A 21661-nucleotide genomic window follows, 5' to 3' on the forward strand; every position below is an offset into this window, starting at 1 on the left:
AAAAATGGCATATGTATATGAAACAATCCCATACAATGATACAAAGGAATTTTAGGGGATCGTGTATCATATGAAGAGAGTTACGGCATTTGTTTTAAGCTGCCTTCTGCTGTTTTTCTGTTTGTGCTTTCCGGCGGCAGGGCAAGAGCCGGATATGGCGGTAGCCTCGGACATGATTATCCAGGCAGAAGAGGCGAAAAAGGTGAATGCGGAGGGCGGTCCGGCCTTACAGTCTCCAAGCGCCGTTCTGATGGAAGCGTCAACCGGACAGATTATTTATGAAAAGAACCCGGATGAAAAAAGGAGCCCGGCCAGCATTACAAAGATCATGACTTTAATACTTATTTTTGATGCGTTGGATTCGGGCAAGATCAAGCTGACGGATGAGGTTGTGACCAGCGCTCACGCAAAGTCCATGGGTGGCTCCCAGGTTTTTCTGGAAGAAGGGGAAGTGCAGACGGTGGATACCCTGATCAAGTGTATTGTCATTGCTTCAGGGAATGACGCCTCAGTAGCCATGGCGGAATACATAGCAGGAACGGAAGACGAATTTGTTAGAATGATGAATGAAAGAGCGGCAGGACTTGGGATGACAAATACCCATTTTGAAGACTGCTGCGGGCTTACTGAGTCAGGCACTCATGTGACAACGGCCAGGGATATTGCACTTATGTCCAGAGAACTGATCAATAAATATCCTCAGATCCATAACTATTCCACCATCTGGATGGAGAATATCACTCATGTGACAAAGCAGGGGACAAAGGAATTTGGTCTTTCCAACACCAATAAGCTTTTAAAAATGGCCACGAATTTTACTGTGACAGGTTTAAAGACCGGTTCCACATCAGTGGCAAAGTATTGCCTTTCCGCAACCGCGGAAAAGGAGGGAGTCCGCCTCATTGCTTCGATTATGGCTGCCCCGGATTACAAAGTCAGGTTTGCCGATGCCCAGACCCTTTTAAACTATGGATATGCCAATTGCAAGCTGTATGAGGATAAGGAAATGCTCCCCCTTCCTGACATGGTTGTGGATAACGGGGTGGCAGATCAGGTCCCGTTAAAATATGGAGGTTCTTTTTCCTATTTAAGCCTTAAGGGAGAGGATTTTTCCACTATTGAAAGGAACCTGGCGCTGGAGCCTTCCATCCCTGCGCCGGTAGAAGAAGGGCAGAAGGCAGGAAGCCTGATCTATAGCCTTGGAGGGCAAAAGATAGGGGAAGTTCCCATATTAACAGCCGAAGCGGTCAGAGAAGCTAAATTTACCGATTATTTTAAGCGCCTTTGGAAGGCCTTTAACCTGTAATTTAATATCCATGGGATGAACCCTGCCCTGTAAGTGATGCACAGAAAAAGCTGTGTACTGCTTACAGGGCATTTTTTTGCGCCATGAGAAAGGTTTCCGTTATACCTTGACTGATTCCCTTCTTTTTGTAAAAATATTGACGGAAGGCCGAGGAAGGGATAAGATTAATTGGTATACGGCAAAAAAGAATTTGGGGAGGGAAACAGGTGGGAGATCAATTGCTTGCTCTCTGGTATCAGATGTCTTTAAAGCGGAAAATGTACGTGATCATCGTAAGTGTGGGGATCATTATGGCGGCTTCTATCTTTATCAATCTGAAAGTAGCATATATTTTTATTAACGATGTGAGTATTATCATGGATGACAACCTGGCCTGTTATAAATTCCAGGAGTCCATGGAGAATGAGAGCGGATGCTTTGCCCGGTTGCTGGCAAATAATTCTCCGGAAAATGAGGAAGCCTACCGGCGGGCCTGCCAGGAGACTAAAACATATATAAACAGCCTGCCCTATGATTACGATAAAATAGGGGAAAAGCGCTACGGGATCACCTGGAATATTATAAACTGTTATGGTACTTATGAGGAGCAGCGGGAAAAGGTGGTGGCCATGAGCCAGACTGATCCCGGCTATATTAAGGAGCTGTATAAAACATACAGTATGCAGAAATATCTGGACATTTATGGGACACGTCTGACCAAGGTGGTTTTAATGGGGGGAAATGATTATTACGAAATTCAGATCCCTGTGCTTAAGCGTATGCCTTATATTCTAGTTGCGATCAGTATCGTCGCCTTTCTGGTACTTCTGATCCTTTTGCGCTTTATTACAGGCAGCATAGTGAAAACGGTTGTACAGCTGGCCACAGTTTCCGGTAAAATCGAAAAAAATGATTTTTCCTCTCCTGATGTTCTCTGGGATGGAAGGGATGAAATCGGGCAGCTGGTGAGTGCGTTTAATAAGATGAAGCATGCCACAAAGGACTACTTTACGGCCAATGAGGAAAAACGGATGATGGAAGAAATGCTGCACCGGCAGGAATTGGAGCGGGCAGACCTTGAGAATCGGTTTTCCATGGCCCAGCTTCAGCTGATTAAAAGCCAGTTAAATCCCCATTTTCTCTTTAATACGCTGAATATGATCACCAGGATGGCACAGATGGAAGAGGCACCGGTGACGGAGGAAATGCTGGTGGCAATCAGCAATCTTCTTCGTTACAGTCTCCGTACGTCCAATGCCTTTGAGCCACTTGAACAGGAACTGAAGGTTGTGAAGGATTATATGTATATCCAACAGATGCGTTTTGGAAATAGGATACAATGGAAAATTTACTGCAGCAAAAGCTTATATCAGGAAGAAGTGCCGGTCTTTTTACTTCAGCCGCTGGTTGAGAATGCGGTAATTCATGGTATATCGGAAAAAGAAAGCGGAGGAAGCATTGACATATCCATAAAAAGAAGAGGAGAGCTTTTATGGATATCCGTAGCTGATACGGGAAAGGGAATGCCTCCTGAAAAGCTTGCTGCTATCCGGAAGGCGGCTGAAACCAAGGGTACCGGACTTGGAATCGGGCTGGGTAATATATACAGAAGAATTTCTTCATATTACGAATATGGGAAAGTGACCATTGACAGCAGTGAAAAAAGCGGAACAAAGGTGCAGATTGAATTTGGTCGTAGAAGGGAAAAGATGGATCATGTATCGGTTGATGATAGTGGAAGATGAAATGATTGAGCGCATTGTGCTGAAAAAGATGCTTCATAAGAAGTTCGGAGAGGAGTGCCGGATCTATGAGGCGCAGAACGGAAAAGAGGCGGTGGAGATTTTTCAAAGAGAAGATATCCAGGTGGTAATTCTGGATATTGGAATGCCGGGAATGAACGGAATCCAGGCTGCGGAGATCATGAGAAAGGAAAAAAAGGATTGCAGCCTTATATTTTTAACGGCTTATGACCGTTTTGATTACGCAAAAAAGGCGATTTCCATTAAAGCCATGGAATATTTGTTAAAGCCTTATTCCCAGAGAGAAGTTGTGAGTGTAGTTGAAGAGGCATTGCGGCTCACTGATGAACGGGAAGACAGTCAGGACAGAATAAAACCGCAAAGGACAGCGGAGGAAGCTGATCAATTGAACGAAAAGAAAAAAGCGCAGACGGTTAGGGAAGATGAGCCTGATTTTTATGGCAACCGGTTGTCTGTGATGACATCCATGGTAGAGGAATACATCCGGTTAAATTATATGAATGATATATCAATGAGTGAAACAGCCAGGGCAGTGGGATATTCTGAACCTTATTTTTGCAAGATGTTTAAGCTGCAGTATGGGCAGAGCTTTACCTCTTATTTAACGGAATACAGAGTCAGAGAGGCAAAAAAGCTTCTGGATCAGCCTAACGTGAATGTGAAAGAAGTTGGGGTCAGGGTGGGATATGCTGATTCCAATTATTTTACAAAGGTTTTTAAGCGCTTGGAAGGGGTAAATCCGTCCGAATACAGAATGGACAGACTGAAAGATCTTCAATCGTAATGAGTTTAGGGATGTCAACCATAATCGGAAAATAATATAAAATATCAGACGCTTTCTGTGTATAAAGGAAAGACGTTTTGGGGGTAGAACGAATGGATAAACGGATTGCAAAAGGGGCTTTGTGTGTCCTCTTTTTGGCGGTCTCTGTTTTCTTTGTTTTCAGTCTTATGAAATGGGGGAAAATAGGGGATTCTCTTTTTATGACAGGCCGGAAAAAAGCGCCGGAGTATGTGTTTTCTTATGCAGATAACCAGCCGGAGGACTATCCTACCGTACAGGGGGCAAAGAAATTTGCGGAACTGGTATACGAGAGAACGGATGGAAGAATCAAGATCAATGTGTTTGCTGAAGGGGAAATGGGAAATGAGAATGATGTGGTGGAACAGCTTCAATATGGTGGAATTGATTTTGCCCGGGTTTCTGTCATGATTCTGGCCGATGTTAAGTCCAAATTTAATGTCCTGCAGCTTCCTTTTTTATACCGGGATGAAACTCATATGTGGAAGGTGCTTGATGGGGAGATTGGAGATGAGTTCAAGAAGGAACTGGAGGGAAGCGGGCTGGTAGCCCTTTCCTGGTATGATGCAGGAGCCAGACATTTTTATAATTCCTCTGGACCCATAGAACGTGTGGAAGATATAAAGAACATGCGCATCCGTGTGGCAGAGTCCGACATGATGGCAGCTATGATAGAGGCACTGGGGGCCAGGGCAGTGCCCATGGCTTACTCTGAAGTATATGCGGCTTTGCAGACCAGCAGTATTGATGGTGCGGAAAATAACTGGCCTTCCTATGAAAGCATGCGTCATTATGAGGTGGCAAAATACATTACCCTGGATGCCCACAACCGGATTCCTGAGATGCAGCTTGTCTCTCAGGCCACCTGGGACCATTTGAGCGGAACAGACAGGGAAATCATTTCAACATGTGCAGAAGAGTCTGCCCGTTATGAAAGAGAGCTATGGAAGACCCGTGAGCAGAATGTCAGGGACATGCTGACAAAAGCGGGCTGTGTTGTCACGGAACTAAGTACGGTGGAACATGCGCGTTTCCGTGCGGCTGTTATGATCGTTTATCGGATGTACTGCAGTGAATACATTGATGTGGTGAACAGGATCGCCAAGCTTCACTGACAAATTGTATTTCAGGGACTGAGGGAAAATAGTAACGGATGCTTTCAATGTGAAATGAATCACTTGAGGGCATCCGTTTTTTGGTTTTTATAAAAATGATTTCAAAAAAAATAATAGGTGTTGACAAGTAATATTATATGGCATATAATATTATTATACGGTATATAATATACAGAATAAAATAATATTATATATCAGTTCATATGGAAGAAAGGTAGGTGGCAATCGTGGAGCCAAAACGTTTGTACCGGTCTGTAAAGAACAGAGTCCTCTGCGGAGTATGCGGCGGCATTGGAGAATATTTTCAGGTCGATCCTGTCATGATAAGGCTGATATGGGTGCTTTTGATGTTTCTTCAGTCATGGCGTCATTTGTTCCGGTCATTTATGGGATTTTCCCTGGTGGGAGGAAGCCTGGTTCTTTATATCATAGCTGCGGTGATCATACCACAGGCACCGAAGGATGAGTCAAGGTAGGTTTTTATCAAAGCATCATGGATATACCCTTCGGGTATACCTCTATGCCCAAAAAACATGGGCGATAATAAAGATAGGAGTGGACACATGGTTTTTAACACAGGAGCAGCATTATTGGACGCCATTGTCCTTGCGGTAGTATCAAGGGATCAGGAGGGTACCTATGGTTATAAGATTACCCAGGATGTAAGAAATGTTATTGAGATTTCAGAATCCACCCTTTATCCGGTACTCCGGAGATTGCAGAAGGAAGAGTGTCTGGAGGTTTATGATCTGGCATTTGACGGAAGAAACCGGCGGTATTATAAAATTACGGAAAAGGGACGGGTTCAATTGAATCTCTATAAAGGTGAGTGGGAAGGCTACTCGCAGAAGATATCCCGGATTTTTGAGGAGGCACATATATGAGCAGGGATGAGTTTATGAGAGCGCTGGAATATCTGCTGTCGGATATTCCAGATGAGGAAAAGGCGGATGCCATTGGATATTACCGGGATTATCTGGAAGAAGCAGGACCGGAAAATGAGGAAAAAGTAATACGTGAATTTGTAAGCCCTGAGCGAATAGCAGCCATTATCCGTTCAGATATATCCGGGAATTTAAAAGACGGAGGGGAATTTACGGAGACCGGCTACCAGGATGAGCGGTTTAAGGATCCCAATTACCAGATGGCAAACCGGTATGACCTTCCTGAGGTATCTGAGGACCCAAAATACCAGGGAGAAGAAACGGATAAAAGGCACGGCAGGCGAAGAAGGGGCATGAATGGGAACCGGACCGTAAAAACTGTTTTGTGGATCATTTTAATCATTGCAGCTTCTCCCATGCTTATGGGAATCGGAGGCGGTATTGCAGGTCTGGCAGGCGGTCTTTTGGGATGCCTTGTGGCAGCGGTCATCGGAATCGGAGCGATTACTCTTGCACTCCTTATAGCCGGAGTTTGTATGATTTTTGCCAGTTTTGTTTCCATGGTGATCCACCCCTTAAGCGGAGCCTTGCTTCTGGGACTGGGGATCCTGTTCCTTGGTCTTGGTCTGTTAGCCCTGGCTGTGAGCGGCGCTTTTTATGGAAGATTTCTTCCGTTTCTTTTCAGAAGCTGTGTAAACGTCCTTAGCAGGTTATTTCACGGAAGGAGAAGCCGTCTATGAAAAGGTTTGTAAAGATATGTTTGATCGCCGGAAGTATCTGCGTTCTGGTGGGCGGAGGAATTTCAGCCGTAGCTGCTGGGATGGGAGGAAATTTACAGGATATAATACCTGAAAGAGCCATGGAATGGAGAAGAGAAATTTCAGGAATTGCCCTGGATAGCTTCTGGGATGAGGGGAATTTTGATAATATTTACGTTCCCGAAGTTTTTAACAGAGGAGAGAAAGGGCAGGAAATTTTTTCTTCTCAGGAAGTGAAAAAACTGGATATAGTAATACGTACGGGAAACGTTGTTTTTGTGGAGGATCCACAGGGAAGTGAAGTGAAGATTTTCTGCAACAGGGATAAATCCTGCTGGAACTTATACCAGGAAGATGATGAGCTGGAACTTCAGGAATACACCGGATGGGAACGAAAGGATGGTCCGGGGCTGGTCTTTACCGTCCAGGTGCCGGAGGGATACCGATTTTCTCATGTCAGCTTAAAATCCGTTCATTCGAACCGCTATTCAGATAGGGAACAATCCGGCCCTGCTGTAATGGCCCAGGCCCTGTCTGCGGAAGAACTGGAAATTGAAGTCCAGGCCGGTGCAGTAAAGATCAGCCGCGGAAATGTGGGAAAGCTTGACGTGGAAACCAGTGCGGGAGCCGTGGAATTTTCCGGAGCCACTTCCGGCGATATTGATGCGGACTGCCGGGTAGGAGCCATAAAACTGGAACTTGCCGGGAAAAAGGAAGATTATAATTACGATATCCAATGCAAGATGGGGGCTGTAAAGGTCGCAGACGAAGGAAGTGCCGCCTTAAAAGGAAAGAAGCAGACAGATAACGGTGCAGATAAAAACATGGATCTGGATTGCAAAACAGGAGCGATCCAAGTGGAGTTTATGAATGAATTATGATAAAATGAGCGCAAGAGAGCGAAGATGAGCCCGCTCACCGGCGCGAAAGGCGAATGTTGATCATGAACCGCAGGTTTATGATGTAATTTCAGATCTTACAGGTCAAAGGACAGAGAGGAGATACGCAAATGGAAGATAATCAAAGGAAATTATACCGTTCTGATACGGACAAAATGCTTTGCGGAGTATGCGGCGGAATTGGGGAATATTTTAATGTGGATTCTACCATCATCCGGCTTTTATGGGCAGTACTGGCCTGTACAGGCACAGGCATCGTGGCCTACTTTATTGCAGCGATCATCATTCCCAGAAGATAAAAGGGAAATTATAGAGAAGGAAAAGGCAGGCCGTCCGGGCTTGTCTTTTCTTTTGAAAATACTGGAGAAACTTTACGTTTAATTCTTCTGCCAGCGGGCATACTCTCTTTAGATTTAAGAAAAGGAGATGTAAAGATATGTCAAAGGGAAAGAAAAACGAACCATTTGATCCTCGCAATATGAAGCCGGAGGAAGTACTTAAATTCGAAATTGCCACAGAGCTTGGCCTTAGTGATAAGGTAATAAACAGCGGTTGGCGCAGTCTGAGCGCAAAGGAAAGCGGCCGGATCGGAGGCCTTATCACCAAGAGAAAAAGAGAAATGAAAAAAGAAGCCCTGGTAAATGAAGAGGAAGTATAAGGATAGGTACTGCGGCCATCCCTTTACACCCCATAAAGCGGGGGGGGCCCTGCCCGGAAAGCATGGGCATTAAGGCGGTAATGTCAGAATTTTTCTTGCACCTTAGAGGAAAATCTTTTATAATGTACTTCAAAGAGGAAGGCCTTGCCCGGAACCAATGGGCAGGAAAGATGCAGGAAGATGGAGAAACGAGAATTAAGAAGTGGATTTACCACGGGAACCTGTGCCGCTGTTGCTGCCAAGGCAGCGGCGGTCATGCTGTTTACCGGACGTGAAGTACAACATATGAAGCTTATGATGCCAAAAGGAAGGTCGGCTGATCTTCCTCTTTTTCATGTTGTTTTAAAACAGGGAGAGGCGGCGTGTGCCGTTAAAAAGGATGCAGGGGATGACCCTGATGTGACCCATCAGGCCATGGTGTTTGCCTCTGTCCAATATTCCGACGAAAAAAAAGAAGGACAGGCCCAGGGAATCTACCGCCGGGATGGGGAGGAGGGGAAAGCCCCTCTTTTTCTTACCGCAGGAGAGGGGATCGGCTGGGTGACAAGGCCGGGCTTGTCCTGTCCGGTGGGCATGCCGGCCATTAACCCGGTCCCCCGGGACATGATATTTAGTGGAGTGGAAGAAGCCAGAAGGGAAGCCGGGTTTGACGGTTCTCTAACCATCACCATCTGGATTCCGGAAGGGAAAAAACTGGCGGAAAAGACCTTTAATCCCAGGCTGGGAATTGAAGGCGGGCTTTCCATTCTGGGAACAACGGGGATCGTAAAGCCCATGAGTGAAGAAGCGTTGATTGCCACCATACGCTTAGAACTGCATATGAAGGCTGTTGCAGGTATGAAACAGGTGATCCTGGTTCCGGGAAATTATGGAGAAGCTTTTATACAGGAAACCCTTGGTCTTGATCTAAAGGATGGGGTGACTTGCAGCAATTTTATAGAGAAAGCATTGAAAGCGGCAGGCAAGGAGGGATTTCGCCGGATCCTGTTTGCCGGACATATTGGAAAACTGATCAAGGTGGCAGGAGGCGTACCTAATACCCATTCCAAATATGGGGACCGCCGTATGGAAATATTATGGGATTGTACAGCTCCTTTCGCAGAGGAAAAGAGCCGAGTGAAGGATAAAATTTTAACAGCCAATACCATGGAGGAAGCCGCAGGCATTCTTAAGGACCATAAGATCCTGGAGCCTGTCATGGAAGAGGCGGTAGATAGGATCCAGAGATACATGACCCTGTGGTCAGGCGGTGCAGAGGTGGAGGTGGTGACATTTTCCTCCATGTACGGTATACTGGGAATGAGCCGGGGAAGCGTAGAGTTTGTCAGGCTGTTTTCCGGGGCAGCGGTCAGAGAGAAGAAACAGGAGGAATAAACAATGGCTGGAATCATGTACGGAATCGGAGTAGGGCCGGGAGATCCGGAACTTATGACATTAAAGGCGGTAAAACGGATCAGGGAATTAAAGGTCATTGCAATTCCCCATAAAAATAAAGAACAGTGTATGGCATATCAGATTGCCAGACAGGCGGTGCCGGAAATAGAGGAAAAGGAATGCCTTTATCTGCACATGCCTATGACAAAGGATGAGAATGTGCTTAAGGAAAGCCACGAGCTGGCAGCCAGAAAGGTCAGGGAGCATCTGGATAAGGGGGAGGATGTGGGATTCATTACCCTGGGGGATGTGAGCATTTATTCCACCTTTACTTACCTTTGGGAGCGGCTTTTGAAGGAAGGGTATTCCACCCGGTTAGAAAGCGGGATCCCCTCTTTTTGTGCCGTGGCGGCAAGGGTCGGCATTCCCCTGGTATCAGGATCAGAGGAGCTTCATATTATCCCGGCCTCTTATCAGATCAAAGATGCCCTGGAGCTTTCAGGAGTAAAAGTTCTTATGAAGGCAGGCCGGCAGATGAGAGCGGTTAAAGAGGAACTGAAAAAATGCGGGGCAAGCGCCATTATGGTGGAAAACTGCGGAATGCCGGATGAACGGATCTACGGTTCTTTGGCGGAGATCCCGGAGGATGCCGGCTATTATTCTTTGGTGATTGTGAGGTAATTATGGTACATATCGTAGGAGCAGGCCCGGGAGCGCCGGACTTAATTACAGTAAGAGGCAAAGATCTGCTTGACAGGGCAGATGTGATTATTTACGCTGGTTCTTTGGTAAACCCGGCTCTTTTAGAAAGCAGAAAAGCCCAGTGCCAGGTTTATGACAGCGCAAAAATGACCCTTGAGGAAGTGATTGCCGTTATGGAAGCGGCAGAGCTGGAAGGAAAGACGACGGTAAGACTTCATACCGGTGATCCCTGCATTTACGGGGCAATAAGAGAGCAGATGGATGAGTTGGAAGAAAGAGGGATTCCCTATGATGTGTGCCCGGGAGTCAGCTCCTTTTGCGGTGCAGCCTCTGCCCTTAAAATGGAGTATACCCTTCCTGATGTGACCCAAAGCGTGATTATCACCCGCATGGCGGGCAGAACGCCTGTGCCGGAACGGGAGTCAATTGCTTCCTTTGCCGCCCACGGAGCCACCATGGTGATCTTTTTAAGCGCCGGAATGTTAGATGAGCTGTCAAGGGAATTGATAAAAGGCGGTTATTTCCCGGATACTCCTGCAGCCATTGTTTATAAAGCCACCTGGGCGGAGGAGAAGACTGTAATCTGTACGGTGGAAAGCTTAAGCGCCAGCGCCGGACGGGAGAATATAAGGAAGACAGCCCTGATTCTTGTGGGCAATGCCGTGGCCCAGAGCAGCTATGAACGTTCCAGGCTTTATGACCCGGTATTTACCACTGAATACAGAAAGGGAACGGGGGAGGAAGGATGAGACTTTCCATCATCTGCTTTACGGAGGCAGGGGCAAGGCTTTGTGCAAAGCTTGTAAAAGAAATTTCAAAGGACGGCCAGTCTTGTGAAGGATATGGAGCGGAAGCCCTTCTTAAATCCTGTCCTGACGGGGATATTCTGCTTCCTGTTACAACATCCTTATCTGAATGGACAAGAGAACAGTTCTCAGAAAAGGAAGGGATCGTGTTCATAGGAGCGGCAGGCATCGCTGTCCGGGCGATTGCGCCCTTTCTAAAGAGCAAGGCAGAGGATCCGGCTGTGGTGGTCATGGACGATATGGGCAGGTTTTCCATTTCCCTGCTATCCGGCCATTTGGGAGGGGCCAATGAACTGGCAGAGCGGCTGGCAGAGCTGACAGGCGGACAGCCGGTCATTACCACGGCCACAGACAGCCACGGCAAATTTGCGGTGGATTTGTTTGCCAGGGAGCAGGGACTGGTCATTACGGAACTAAAGAAGATAAAAGAGATATCCTCTGCCATCCTAAAGGGGGAAAGCGTAGGATTTCATTGTGATTTTCCGGTTTCAGGAAAGCTTCCGGGGGGACTTGTTAAAGGGAAAGCCTTCCGGCAAAACCTTTGGATCACCATCAAGGAGGAACTTTCAGAAGAGATGCTTAAGGAGTCCCTAAAGCTGGTTCCAAGAATTCTGGTTTTGGGAATCGGCTGCAGAAAGGGCGTTCCTGTTGAAACCGTAGAACGTGTTATAGACCGGGTTTTTAAGGAATGGAATTTATCCCTTAAGGGTCTTGCCGCATGTGCCAGCATTGATATAAAGAAGGAAGAAAAGGGCATCTGCCAGTTTGCTGCCGAAAAAGGAGTCCCGTTTTATACTTATCCGGCAGAGGTGCTTGCAGAAACAGAAGGGGAATTCTCTTCTTCTTCTTTTGTAAAACAGGTCACAGGAGTGGATAATGTATGTGAACGGGCAGCCCTTGCCTGTGTAAAGGAACTGGGAGGCGGGAATCTTCTGGTGAAGAAACAGGCATTGGAAGGAGTAACGGCGGCTGTGGCAGTCCGGGATTGGAAGGTGGAGACAAAGTATGACAAAATCAGGTAAGCTTTATGTGGTAGGGATCGGTCCGGGTTCCTATGAGGATATGACCATAAGGGCCGTGAAGGCCCTGGAAGAGAGTGAGATTATTGTAGGGTATACTGTATACATAGATTTGATCAAGGACCATTTTCCAGGTAAGGAGATGCTTTCCACACCAATGCGCAGGGAACAGGAGCGGTGCGGGCTGGCCATTGACGAGGCGAAAAAAGGGAAAATTACGGCAATGGTATGCAGCGGAGATTCAGGCGTTTACGGCATGAGCGGATTGATTCTTGAGATGGCCCGTTCAGAGGAAGGGCTGGAAATTGAGATCATACCCGGAGTGACTGCGGCCTTAAGCGGCGGGGCTGTTTTAGGCGCTCCTCTTGGCCACGACTTTGCTGTAATCAGCTTAAGCGACTTACTCACTCCAATGGAATTAATTGAAGAAAGGCTGAAAGCTTCCGCTCAGGCGGATATGGTCATCTGCCTTTATAATCCTTCCAGCAAAAAAAGGGCCGATTATTTGAAACGTGCTTGTGAGATCGTCATGGAATTCAAAAGCCGGTCAACCGTATGCGGACTTGTAAAAAATATTGGCAGGAATGAGGAGGAAATGGCGGTCATGACTCTGGAAAACCTAAGAGATACCCAGACAGATATGTTTACCACCGTCTATATAGGAAATTCCATGACAAAATTAATAGACGGCAGAATGGTAACGCCAAGAGGCTATAAAAATGTGTAGGGTCCTGATTTTTGGCGGCACCGCAGAAGGCCGTATCCTGGCGGAATACTGTCACCAAAAGGAAATACATGTATGGGTCAGCGTTGCCACCGGATATGGAAGAATGGTTCTTTTGGAGAGCCAGTATCTCCATATCCATGAAAGCCCCATGGATGCTCATGAGATGGAACTGTTTATAGAACAAAAGGGAATCACCCTTGTGCTTGATGCCACTCACCCTTATGCTGTTCTGGCTAGTGAAAACATACGCTCTGCCTGTGAATTGGCAGGAGTTACTTACAAGAGGATCGTAAGGGAGTCTTCCCAGGGGCCGGAACCGGGGGATCAGAAAGAAGGGAAGATCCTGTGGGCAGGCGGCTTAGAAGAAGCGGTCCTTGCCTTGCAGAACGTTTCAGGAAACATTTTAGTCACAACGGGAAGCAAGGAGCTTTCAGCCTTTACCAGTCTGGATTCCTGGGAGGAGCGGATTTATGCCAGAGTTCTGCCGTCCTTGTCCGTAATCTCTGCCTGTGAGGAAATGGGATTTAAGGGGAAGCATCTGATCGGTATGCAGGGCCCTTTTACAGCTGAAATGAACCGGGCCATGATAAGGCAGTATGACATCAGCTGCCTTGTGACAAAGGAGGCCGGAACTGCGGGAGGTTTTCCGGAAAAGATGGAGGCGGCATCAGAATGCGGGATTATGACAGTTGTCATCGGACGTCCGGGAAAAGAAGAAGGGATTACGGTCAGAGAAGCAAAAAAGCTTTTATCTGATTATAAAGAAGAGGGCTTATGTCAGGCTATGCCCAGACTTTGGCAGCCTGAAAAGAGAAAAGTATTTTTGATCGGAACCGGCATGGGCGGAGAGGATCAGATGACCGTAAGGGCATGGAAGGAATTAAAGCAATGTGATGTGATATTTGGTGCGGAGAGAATGCTCTTGGGCGTTTCCCAGGCAATTCCCCATGCAGTCAAAAAGCCCTTTTATACCAGCAGAGACATCCTGCCCTGGCTTGAAAAGCACAGGGAGTTTTCCAGGATCGGAATTTTGTATTCCGGAGATACGGGCTTTTACAGCGGAGCCAGAAAGATGGCGGAAGCATTGGCAAAGGAGCCCCAGGACCAGATATATGATACGGAGATCCTGCCTGGGATATCATCGGTTTCCTACTTATGTTCCAGGCTGAAAACCGGTTGGGAGAATGTGGGCCTTGTGAGCCTGCATGGCAGGACCTCTGACATGATAAAAGAATTGACCCTTCATTCCAGGGTATTTGCTCTTCTTGACGGAACCAATACGGTGAAAAGCCTGTGCTGCCTCCTTAAGGAGCATGGGTTTTACGAAGCCAGGCTGTCCGTGGGAGAGCGGCTTTCCTATCCTGATGAACGGATAACCGTTGGAACGCCGGAGGATCTGGAAGGGCAGGAGTTTGATGTATTATCTGCCGTATTGATTGAGAAAGAGGCAATTTATGAGAGATGAACTGTTTATCCGTGGAGATGTGCCCATGACAAAAAGCGAGGTCAGGGCTGTTTCCATATCAAAGCTGGAGCTGGATCAGGATTCTGTCCTGTATGATATAGGAGCCGGAACCGGCTCTGTGTCCATTGAAGCTTCCCGGTATCTCACCGGAGGCCGGGTTTATGCGGTGGAAAAGAAAGCGGAAGCAATAGAGCTTATAAAAGCAAATAAGGAAAAATTTGCAGCAGACTGCCTGGAAATCGTCGAAGGAGCAGCGCCTGAGGCATTGGTATCTCTTGAAGCCCCTTCCCACGTATTTATCGGTGGAACCTCCGGATCCATGGACAAGGTACTTTCCCTGGTTTTAAAAAAGAATCCGGGGGCCAGGATCGTAATCAATGCAATCGCCCTGGAATCTCTGTCCGAAATTATATCCTGGCTGAAAGAACATTCCGTCCCGGCGGAAATCGTACAGGTGCAGGTATCCAGAGGAAGGAAAGCGGGAGATTACCATCTGATGATGGGACAAAATCCTGTCTATGTGGTTTCCTTTGGAGGGGAAGGGAGGAATATCCTTGAATGATTCCTATCCCAGGCTGATGCTTGCTGCCCCTAAGAGCGGCAGCGGAAAAACCATGATGACCTGCGGACTATTAAATGCTTTTCTCTTGAGAAAACTGCCCTGCCGGTCCTTTAAATGTGGCCCGGATTATATTGATCCCATGTTTCATAAATCCGTGCTTGGGATTGACGGCGGAAATTTAGACACGTTTTTCCTGGATCAGCAGCGGGTCAGAGAGCAGTTTTCAGACAGGGCAAAGGGAGCCGGGATTTCTGTTATTGAAGGGGTCATGGGGTATTATGACGGAGTGGGCGGAGATACCACTCATGCAAGCTCCTATGAGGTGGCATGTGCCCTGGATACACCGGTGGTCCTGGTTTTAGACTGCAAGGGAGCCAGCCTGTCCCTGGCAGCAGTGGTGAAGGGCTTCTTGGAATATAAAGAAAACAGCCATATCAAGGGTGTGATCTTAAACCGGACGTCAGCCGTTATGGCAGGACGGCTGAGACCGGCAATGGAAGAACTGGGGGTACATATTTACGGATATCTGCCGGAATGTGAAGAAGGGACCTTTGGCAGCCGCCATCTGGGTCTTGTGCTTCCGGGGGAAATAAAGGGTTTAAAAGATCAGCTTCATAAACTGGCCGTAAAGCTGGAATCTACCATTGATGTAGATGGACTTATAAAGCTGGCCCAGGAGGCAAAGCCGCTGCCATCTCTTAAAGAAAGATCAAAATGCCGGGTTTCCCAGGTCATTCCTGGGAAGGAAGTGGTCATTGGAATGGCCTTTGATGAGGCTTTCTGCTTTTATTATCAGGAGAACTTAAAGCTCCTTGAAGAGATGGGAGCAAGGCTTATTCCCTTTAGTCCCATTCACGATAAAGCGCTGCCTCCCGGCATTTGCGGTCTTTTGCTCGGGGGAGGATATCCGGAGCTTTATTGCAAAGAGCTTTCGGAAAATGAATCCATGCTCCGGGAAATAAGAAACGCTTCGGAGCGCGGCCTTCCCATACTGGCTGAATGCGGAGGCTTTCTGTATCTTCACCAGGAGCTGGAGACAAAAGACCATAAAAGCTACTGCCTGTCTGGCGTCATACCCGGAAGAGCGTTTCCGACAGAACGCCTGTTGCGGTTTGGCTATATTGAGGCGTTTGCCAGAGAGGATATTCCATTTTTAAAAAAGGGAGAATCCATCCGGGGCCATGAATTCCATTACTGGGACAGCACAAACAACGGAGCCGGTATGGAGGCAATAAAACCAGGCGGTAAAAAAAGCTGGAACTGCGTTCATGGAGAAGGAAATCTGCTGGCAGGCTTCCCTCATTTTTATTATCCTTCTAACCCTGTGCTGCCAGAGCGTTTTGTGGAGGCCTGCAAAGGCTTTAAGGAAACAGAGGAAAGGACATAAAACTTTGACTTGGAAAGGCTTCAAATGATGAATGAAGAACTTAATGTATACTTATCACAGATCCGGCCTCTTAGCGCTTCTGCCATGGAAACCGCCCACAGCCGATGGTCCCAGGTGGCAAAGCCTCTTAACAGCTTAGGCGTCCTGGAAGCTGATATCATAAAGATGGCAGGGATAAGGGAAACGTCAAAAGTGGATATAAATAAACGGGCGCTTCTCATCCTGTGCGCTGACAATGGGATCGTGGAGGAAGGGGTCACCCAGACCGGCAGGGAAGTGACTGCCCTTGTGGCTGAGAACATGACAAAGGGAGACAGCAGCGTCTGCATCATGGCAGAACGGGCCGGGGTGGATGTATTTCCAGTGGATATGGGGGTTGCCAGGGATCTGTTCTCCGGCCTTCGTTATCCTCTCATCTGCAGAAAGACCGCTTACGGGACAAATAATTTCCGCAAAGAGCCTGCCATGAAGCGGGAGGAGGCGGTTAAATCCATAGAGACAGGCATCAAACTGGTTGGAGAGCTGGCGGGAAAAGGCTATCATCTGATCGCAACCGGGGAAATGGGGATCGGAAATACCACCACCAGCAGTGCGGTTGCTTCCCTGCTGCTGAAAAAAGCTCCGGAAGCCCTGACAGGAAGAGGGGCGGGATTAAATGATGAGGGCTTAAAAAAGAAGCTGGAAGTCATCAGAGAGGCCGTAGAGAGATACGGTCCCGTCTGCCGGGATGCGGTGGATATCCTTGCCTGCGTGGGAGGCTTTGATCTGGCAGGACTTACCGGCGTATTTCTAGGCGGAGCCATTTACCGGATACCGGTTTTAGTGGACGGATTTATTTCTGCGGCAGCGGCCCTTTCTGCAGACCGCATTTATCCGGGCTGCAGTGGCTTCATGCTGGCTTCCCATGTGTCTGCGGAGCCTGCCGGCAGACTGCTCCTTGATGAGCTGGGGCTTTTACCTCTGATACAGGCGGGAATGTGCCTGGGAGAGGGGACCGGAGCGGTGGCGGCAATCCCCCTTCTTGATATGGCGGCCGGCGTTTATACAAAAATGAGTTCCTTTGAAGACATACATATTGAAGCGTATAAACCCATGGGAGGACAATGATGATCACTTTGATTGTGGGAGGAAGCGGAAGCGGAAAATCAGAATATGCGGAAAGTCTGGTCATGAGCCTGGGAGAAGGCAGGCGGATCTACATTGCCACCATGAAGCCCTGGGATGAGGAATGCAGGCGCAGAATAGACCGGCACAGGCAGATGAGGGCACAAAAGCAGTTTGAGACAGTGGAATGCTACCGGAATTTAAAGGGACTGAAGCGGAACATCAACAGACTGCAGCCTTCGTCGGTCCTTCTGGAATGCATGTCAAATCTGGTGTCAAATGAGCTTTTTGGCCTGGGAGACCAGGGGGAAGCTCCGCCCGCGGAGAGAACATCTGCAGTGGGAGAGATCATGGAAGGGATCAGGAGAATAGAAGAAGAGACCGGACATTTTATCATTGTGACCAATGAGGTTTTTTCCGATGGGGACAGCTATGGAGAAGAGACCCTGGTTTACCGGAAGGTTCTTGGAGAGGTCAACCGGAGAATCGCTGAAATTTCCAATGAAGTGATCGAGGTAGTCGCAGGAATACCGATTGTGTTGAAAGCCAATGGGAGTCCTTATGAAATATACAGGATGCAGGAAACGAGGCGTCTTAAAAGTTAAATTTTAACTCCATGTGATGCAATATCCTGTGATTGTTTGAGTTTCTGCAGGTATTGCATGGACAGGATGGGATTTGCTTTTAGACGCCCTTCCTTTGCGTACAAACGGAAAAGCAGCTTGAGATGATAAGGGATTTTGTTATATAATATGGCGGGATGGAGGTGCGAGATGTATAAACTGTTGGTGGTGGAAGATGAAAAGTCGATTGCATATGGGATCGCAAACAGCATTGAATGGGAAAAATGGGGGTTTGTTATAAGCGGTGTCTGCGGCAATGGAATAGAGGCGCTGGAACAGATCAAAAAGGACAAGCCCCATGTGGTGCTTTCCGATATCCGGATGCCGGAAATGGATGGGATCGAGCTGATGCAGCATTTAAACCAGCACTACCCGGAAATCAAGATCATCATCTTAAGCGGGTACAATGATTTCGAATACCTGCAGATGTCCATTAAAAACCGGGTCATGGAATATCTCTTAAAGCCTACGGATCTGGATGAATTTGAGGTGACCTTCCGGAAAATAAAAGAACGTCTTGATGAGGAAGGAAAAAAGGAATTAGAAGAACGGGAATTAAAATCAGCATATGAAGAGAGCAGGAGCTTAAAGCTTAGAAGAAAATACAATGCACTGATCAAGGGATACGGCTATCATGAAGAAGAGATGGAGGAAGAATTCTTCTGCCAGGGCGAAAACTGGTACGGTGTGATGCTGATCCATTTGGATGTACCAGGTACGGAAGATAAAAACGCCTATTATCAGGATCAGATGAAGGTGGAAAAGATTTTAAATGAAAGAGTTTCAAAAGAAGAGATTGACGGAACTTATATCTGGAACTTTGAGGAGAAGATAACCGGGATATTAAGCGCCGGGGAGGAGCCTTTGGAGGAAGAGCTGTATTCCTATGTGAGGCAGATGGCGGAAGCGGTCTTAGAGGAGAGCGGCATTCCCATATATGCCGGTATCAGCAATTTTTATGCGGATTTCCAGATGCTTCCCCAGTGCTATGAACAGGCCAAATGCTGTGCCAGCCAGAAGATCTACAGCGAAGGAAAGAACCTGGTCATGACCTACAAAGGGATACAGGAAGCAGATTTTGATTACTATGCAGTTTCCTTTGATACAGGCCAGATTTTAAAGGAAGTCATGGAGCAGGAGGAGAATAAGGCAGAGGATATTTTAGATGACATCTTTTCCGAATTTAAGGGAAAGGTGATTCTGGATTATGATTATATCAACCGCTTAAGCCTTGAACTGTTGTTTAATCTTTCCCGCGCCCTGCTGCGCTACGGCGTCCGCTTAGAAAAGGTGATGAAAAAGCTGGACTGCACCTATACCGGCATTTATCCCTTAAAAAGCCTGCAGGAAAAAAAGGAATTTCTATCCCGTATACTCCGGGAGGTTTCCAGGGAGATGGCGGATATGAGGGGAGAATGGAGGAGCCAGAGCAGTCTTGCCCAGAAGATCAGAGAAATCGTGGATGAGGAGTATGATTCCAACCAGATATCCCTGGAATATGTGGGGACAAAGGTGCATAAAAATTCCGCCTATATTTCCAAGATATTTAAAAATGAATTTGGCTGCAACTTCAGTGATTACATCATTACAAAAAGACTGGAAAAAAGCAGAAAGCTTCTTGCTGATCCTGCACGGAAAATCTATGAGATTTCCCAGGAAATGGGCTGGGCCGACGTATCCAATTACATTAAGCTGTTTAAGAAAAAATATGGGATAAGTCCGAAAGAGTACCGGAATATCCTACAGCCGGAAGGCAGCAGCTGGGGGAAAACCAATGAAAATGAATAGGGAAAACCGTCTTGTAAAGAAAAGGAATATTGGTCTGAAGCGCCGGATGCTTTATGGAATTTTGCAGGTGCTGATCCCGGTTATGGTGATCATCACCATGCTGTTCTGGCATACGAGAAAGGTCATGAAACAGGAATACATGCGTACTACCCAGAGCAGGATCACGGATATTGCCAATAAAATTGATGCAAAGCTACAGGACATTTACAGTGTTTCCGACAATTTTGCGGCCAATGACCAGCTGAATAAGTACATTGAAAAGGAATATTCCCCTCAGGAACAGATGTATAAAAAGCTTGATATCGTGAGGATTTACAGCAACATATTCGGAGCCTATGACATGCTCAACCAGCGGGTGAGGATCAGCGCCATGTATACGTACAAGGGAGAGTTATTTAATTTTCTGGATCCCAATAATGATACGGAAGAGGTGATTAAGAGGCTGCGGGCCATGAACATTGAAGATCCCGATCTTTTGATGAAATTCCGCTGGTTTCCCCTCCAGGATAATTTCCTTCTCAGCGACCGGCCCAGTGAGGTCAGGGAGAGAAAGGCCGTCATGGGCATCCGGAGGATTTATTCCTGGGAAAAGGGAAGATATGAGTGCGTGCAGCTGTTTGCATTAAAAGAGAAGGATATTTATGAACAATATGCAGAACTGGCAGAATCCATTCCCGGTGATATTTATGTGGTCACAGAAGACGGCAGACTGATTTCTTCCAGCAGCGAAACGGCTGTGGAAGCAGGAGAAATTCCGGAGAAGCTAAGGGATGAGATCATGGAACAGGAAGAGGAATTAACAAAAGGCTGGGAGGCTCAGGGGAAGCAGATGATCCAGGTAAAGGCCTCTGACGTCAACGACTGGAAGATCGTTATGGTGGTTCCCGTAAAATCGGTGACAAGGGAAGTGGATGTGCTGTACTACAGGATCTTTCTGGTCATGATGGCATGTGTGAGCCTTTGCGCCATGATGATCTTTTATTTATATAAAAGCTTCATGGATCCCATTGGAAAGCTGAACGCCTCCATGAAGGAGGTGTACGGCGGAAATTTAAATGCCTATGTTGATGTAAAACAGAAAAATGAGGTAGGAGATATGATCCGCTATTATAATTCCATGCTGGAGCGGATCAATACCCATATCATCGAAGGTCTGCAGTCTGAACGGAAGAAAAAGGAACTGGAGCTGGAAGTGCTCATGAGCCAGATCAATCCTCATTTTCTTTATAATACCCTGGAAAACATCGTATGGATGTCCAATGAGGCGGGAAGGCCTGATATTGGGCGGACGGCCGCTTCCCTGGGACGGATGTACCGGTTATCCATCAGCGGAGGGCAGGTAATCGTCCCAATGGAACATGAAATCGAGCATCTCATGGCTTACGTAAAAATCCAGAAAAACCGCTATAAGGAAGATTTTGAATTTGATCTTAAGACGGACATGCGGCAGATCCATGAACTGTTTTCCTTAAAGATAATTTTACAGCCTGCGGTGGAAAATTCCTTTCTCTATGGAATGGCAGGTTTAAAGCACCCCATGATGATCCGCCTTACTGTGAAGGAAAAGGGCAGGTGGGTCATAATAAAAATCATGGATAACGGCCGCGGAATGGACAGGGAGAAATTAAGGGAAGTCCGGGATCAGATCCGTTTTGGAAAAATCAAAAAGGAAGAGGAAGAGCAGAACAGGCGGAGCACCGGCATCGGGCTTCACAGCATAGAAGCCAGAATCAAGCTGTATTTTGGGGTGGACAGGGCTGTTTCCATTTATAGCAAAAAGGATGCAGGAACCCTGACCGTCATAAGGATTCCCAGGATCACCGGAGAGGACATTGACGAGCACGGCAATTTGACTGAATTAAGCAGCGAAGCGAATTGTGAATATCCCCTTGACGGTAAAAAATAAATAAAACAGGGTAAAAAGCGAAAATAACCAACAA

General features: G+C 47.1%; 22 protein-coding genes. All 22 read left to right on the top strand.

Annotation, left to right across the window (positions count from 1 at the left end; all coding sequences use genetic code 11):
- The first annotated feature begins 70 nt into the window (after positions 1-70).
- The 22 genes from K401_RS0121105 (at position 71) to K401_RS32985 (ending at position 21627) form a co-directional block, all read left to right on the top strand.
- Complete coding sequence (locus K401_RS0121105; RefSeq protein ID WP_024294822.1) at positions 71-1306, top strand: D-alanyl-D-alanine carboxypeptidase family protein; 1236 nt, start codon at positions 71-73, stop codon at positions 1304-1306.
- A 206-nt stretch (positions 1307-1512) separates the two neighbouring features.
- Positions 1513-3030: a sensor histidine kinase gene (locus tag K401_RS0121110; RefSeq protein WP_024294823.1), complete on the top strand. Its 1518-nt coding sequence runs from the start codon at positions 1513-1515 to the stop codon at positions 3028-3030.
- Positions 3002-3832, top strand: a complete 831-nt coding sequence (locus tag K401_RS0121115; protein WP_024294824.1) for a response regulator transcription factor — start codon at positions 3002-3004, stop codon at positions 3830-3832. Before K401_RS0121110 ends, K401_RS0121115 begins: the two co-directional genes overlap by 29 nt.
- 92 nt (positions 3833-3924) lie before the next feature.
- On the top strand, positions 3925-4965 hold the full coding sequence (locus K401_RS0121120; RefSeq protein WP_024294825.1) for a TRAP transporter substrate-binding protein: 1041 nt from the start codon (positions 3925-3927) through the stop codon (positions 4963-4965).
- 218 nt (positions 4966-5183) lie between these two features.
- The gene (locus tag K401_RS0121125; protein WP_330362294.1) at positions 5184-5441 is read left to right on the top strand and encodes a PspC domain-containing protein; all 258 of its coding nucleotides are present in this window, start codon (positions 5184-5186) and stop codon (positions 5439-5441) included.
- Positions 5442-5528: 87 nt separating this feature from the next.
- Positions 5529-5849, top strand: a complete 321-nt coding sequence (locus tag K401_RS0121130; RefSeq protein ID WP_013273079.1) for a PadR family transcriptional regulator — start codon at positions 5529-5531, stop codon at positions 5847-5849.
- Positions 5846-6589, top strand: coding sequence for a DUF1700 domain-containing protein (locus K401_RS0121135; protein WP_024294827.1), 744 nt, complete (start codon positions 5846-5848; stop codon positions 6587-6589). The genes K401_RS0121130 and K401_RS0121135 overlap by 4 nt, the downstream gene beginning before the upstream one ends.
- Positions 6586-7488 carry a DUF4097 family beta strand repeat-containing protein gene (locus K401_RS0121140; protein ID WP_024294828.1) on the top strand — a complete coding sequence of 301 codons (903 nt, stop codon included), beginning with the start codon at positions 6586-6588 and terminating at the stop codon, positions 7486-7488. Before K401_RS0121135 ends, K401_RS0121140 begins: the two co-directional genes overlap by 4 nt.
- 128 nt (positions 7489-7616) lie before the next feature.
- Positions 7617-7805, top strand: coding sequence for a PspC domain-containing protein (locus tag K401_RS0121145; RefSeq protein WP_024294829.1), 189 nt, complete (start codon positions 7617-7619; stop codon positions 7803-7805).
- A gap of 137 nt (positions 7806-7942) precedes the next feature.
- Positions 7943-8164, top strand: a complete 222-nt coding sequence (locus K401_RS0121150; protein WP_024294830.1) for an alpha/beta-type small acid-soluble spore protein — start codon at positions 7943-7945, stop codon at positions 8162-8164.
- A gap of 180 nt (positions 8165-8344) precedes the next feature.
- Positions 8345-9538 carry a cobalt-precorrin-5B (C(1))-methyltransferase CbiD gene (gene cbiD / locus K401_RS0121155; RefSeq protein ID WP_024294831.1) on the top strand — a complete coding sequence of 398 codons (1194 nt, stop codon included), beginning with the start codon at positions 8345-8347 and terminating at the stop codon, positions 9536-9538.
- Between the two features lie 3 nt (positions 9539-9541).
- The gene (gene cobI / locus K401_RS0121160) at positions 9542-10219 is read left to right on the top strand and encodes a precorrin-2 C(20)-methyltransferase (protein WP_024294832.1); all 678 of its coding nucleotides are present in this window, start codon (positions 9542-9544) and stop codon (positions 10217-10219) included.
- Between the two features lie 2 nt (positions 10220-10221).
- Positions 10222-10989 (top strand): precorrin-4 C(11)-methyltransferase, encoded by a 768-nt coding sequence (gene cobM, locus K401_RS0121165; protein ID WP_024294833.1) that lies wholly within the window; start codon positions 10222-10224, stop codon positions 10987-10989.
- Entirely contained in the window at positions 10986-12068 is a 1083-nt protein-coding gene (locus tag K401_RS0121170) for a cobalt-precorrin 5A hydrolase (RefSeq protein WP_024294834.1), read from the top strand. Before cobM ends, K401_RS0121170 begins: the two co-directional genes overlap by 4 nt.
- Positions 12052-12792, top strand: coding sequence for a precorrin-3B C(17)-methyltransferase (gene cobJ, locus K401_RS0121175; RefSeq protein ID WP_024294835.1), 741 nt, complete (start codon positions 12052-12054; stop codon positions 12790-12792). The genes K401_RS0121170 and cobJ overlap by 17 nt, the downstream gene beginning before the upstream one ends.
- The gene (gene cobK, locus K401_RS0121180; RefSeq protein ID WP_027352364.1) at positions 12785-14257 is read left to right on the top strand and encodes a precorrin-6A reductase; all 1473 of its coding nucleotides are present in this window, start codon (positions 12785-12787) and stop codon (positions 14255-14257) included. Before cobJ ends, cobK begins: the two co-directional genes overlap by 8 nt.
- Positions 14247-14819, top strand: a complete 573-nt coding sequence (gene cbiT / locus K401_RS0121185; protein ID WP_029695158.1) for a precorrin-6Y C5,15-methyltransferase (decarboxylating) subunit CbiT — start codon at positions 14247-14249, stop codon at positions 14817-14819. Before cobK ends, cbiT begins: the two co-directional genes overlap by 11 nt.
- Entirely contained in the window at positions 14812-16206 is a 1395-nt protein-coding gene (locus tag K401_RS0121190) for a cobyrinic acid a,c-diamide synthase CobB (protein WP_024294836.1), read from the top strand. Before cbiT ends, K401_RS0121190 begins: the two co-directional genes overlap by 8 nt.
- Before the next feature lie 27 nt (positions 16207-16233).
- Positions 16234-17313, top strand: coding sequence for a nicotinate-nucleotide--dimethylbenzimidazole phosphoribosyltransferase (cobT, locus tag K401_RS0121195; RefSeq protein ID WP_156882314.1), 1080 nt, complete (start codon positions 16234-16236; stop codon positions 17311-17313).
- Positions 17310-17915 carry a bifunctional adenosylcobinamide kinase/adenosylcobinamide-phosphate guanylyltransferase gene (locus K401_RS0121200; protein WP_330362295.1) on the top strand — a complete coding sequence of 202 codons (606 nt, stop codon included), beginning with the start codon at positions 17310-17312 and terminating at the stop codon, positions 17913-17915. The genes cobT and K401_RS0121200 overlap by 4 nt, the downstream gene beginning before the upstream one ends.
- A 168-nt stretch (positions 17916-18083) precedes the next feature.
- Positions 18084-19721 carry a response regulator transcription factor gene (locus K401_RS0121205; protein WP_027352363.1) on the top strand — a complete coding sequence of 546 codons (1638 nt, stop codon included), beginning with the start codon at positions 18084-18086 and terminating at the stop codon, positions 19719-19721.
- A complete protein-coding gene (locus K401_RS32985) occupies positions 19708-21627 on the top strand; it encodes a sensor histidine kinase (protein WP_156945297.1) in 1920 nt (639 codons plus the stop codon). The genes K401_RS0121205 and K401_RS32985 overlap by 14 nt, the downstream gene beginning before the upstream one ends.
- Positions 21628-21661: the final 34 nt, after the last annotated feature.

The sequence above is a fragment of the Lacrimispora indolis DSM 755 genome (genome assembly GCF_000526995.1).
Lineage (GTDB): Bacteria > Bacillota > Clostridia > Lachnospirales > Lachnospiraceae > Lacrimispora > Lacrimispora indolis.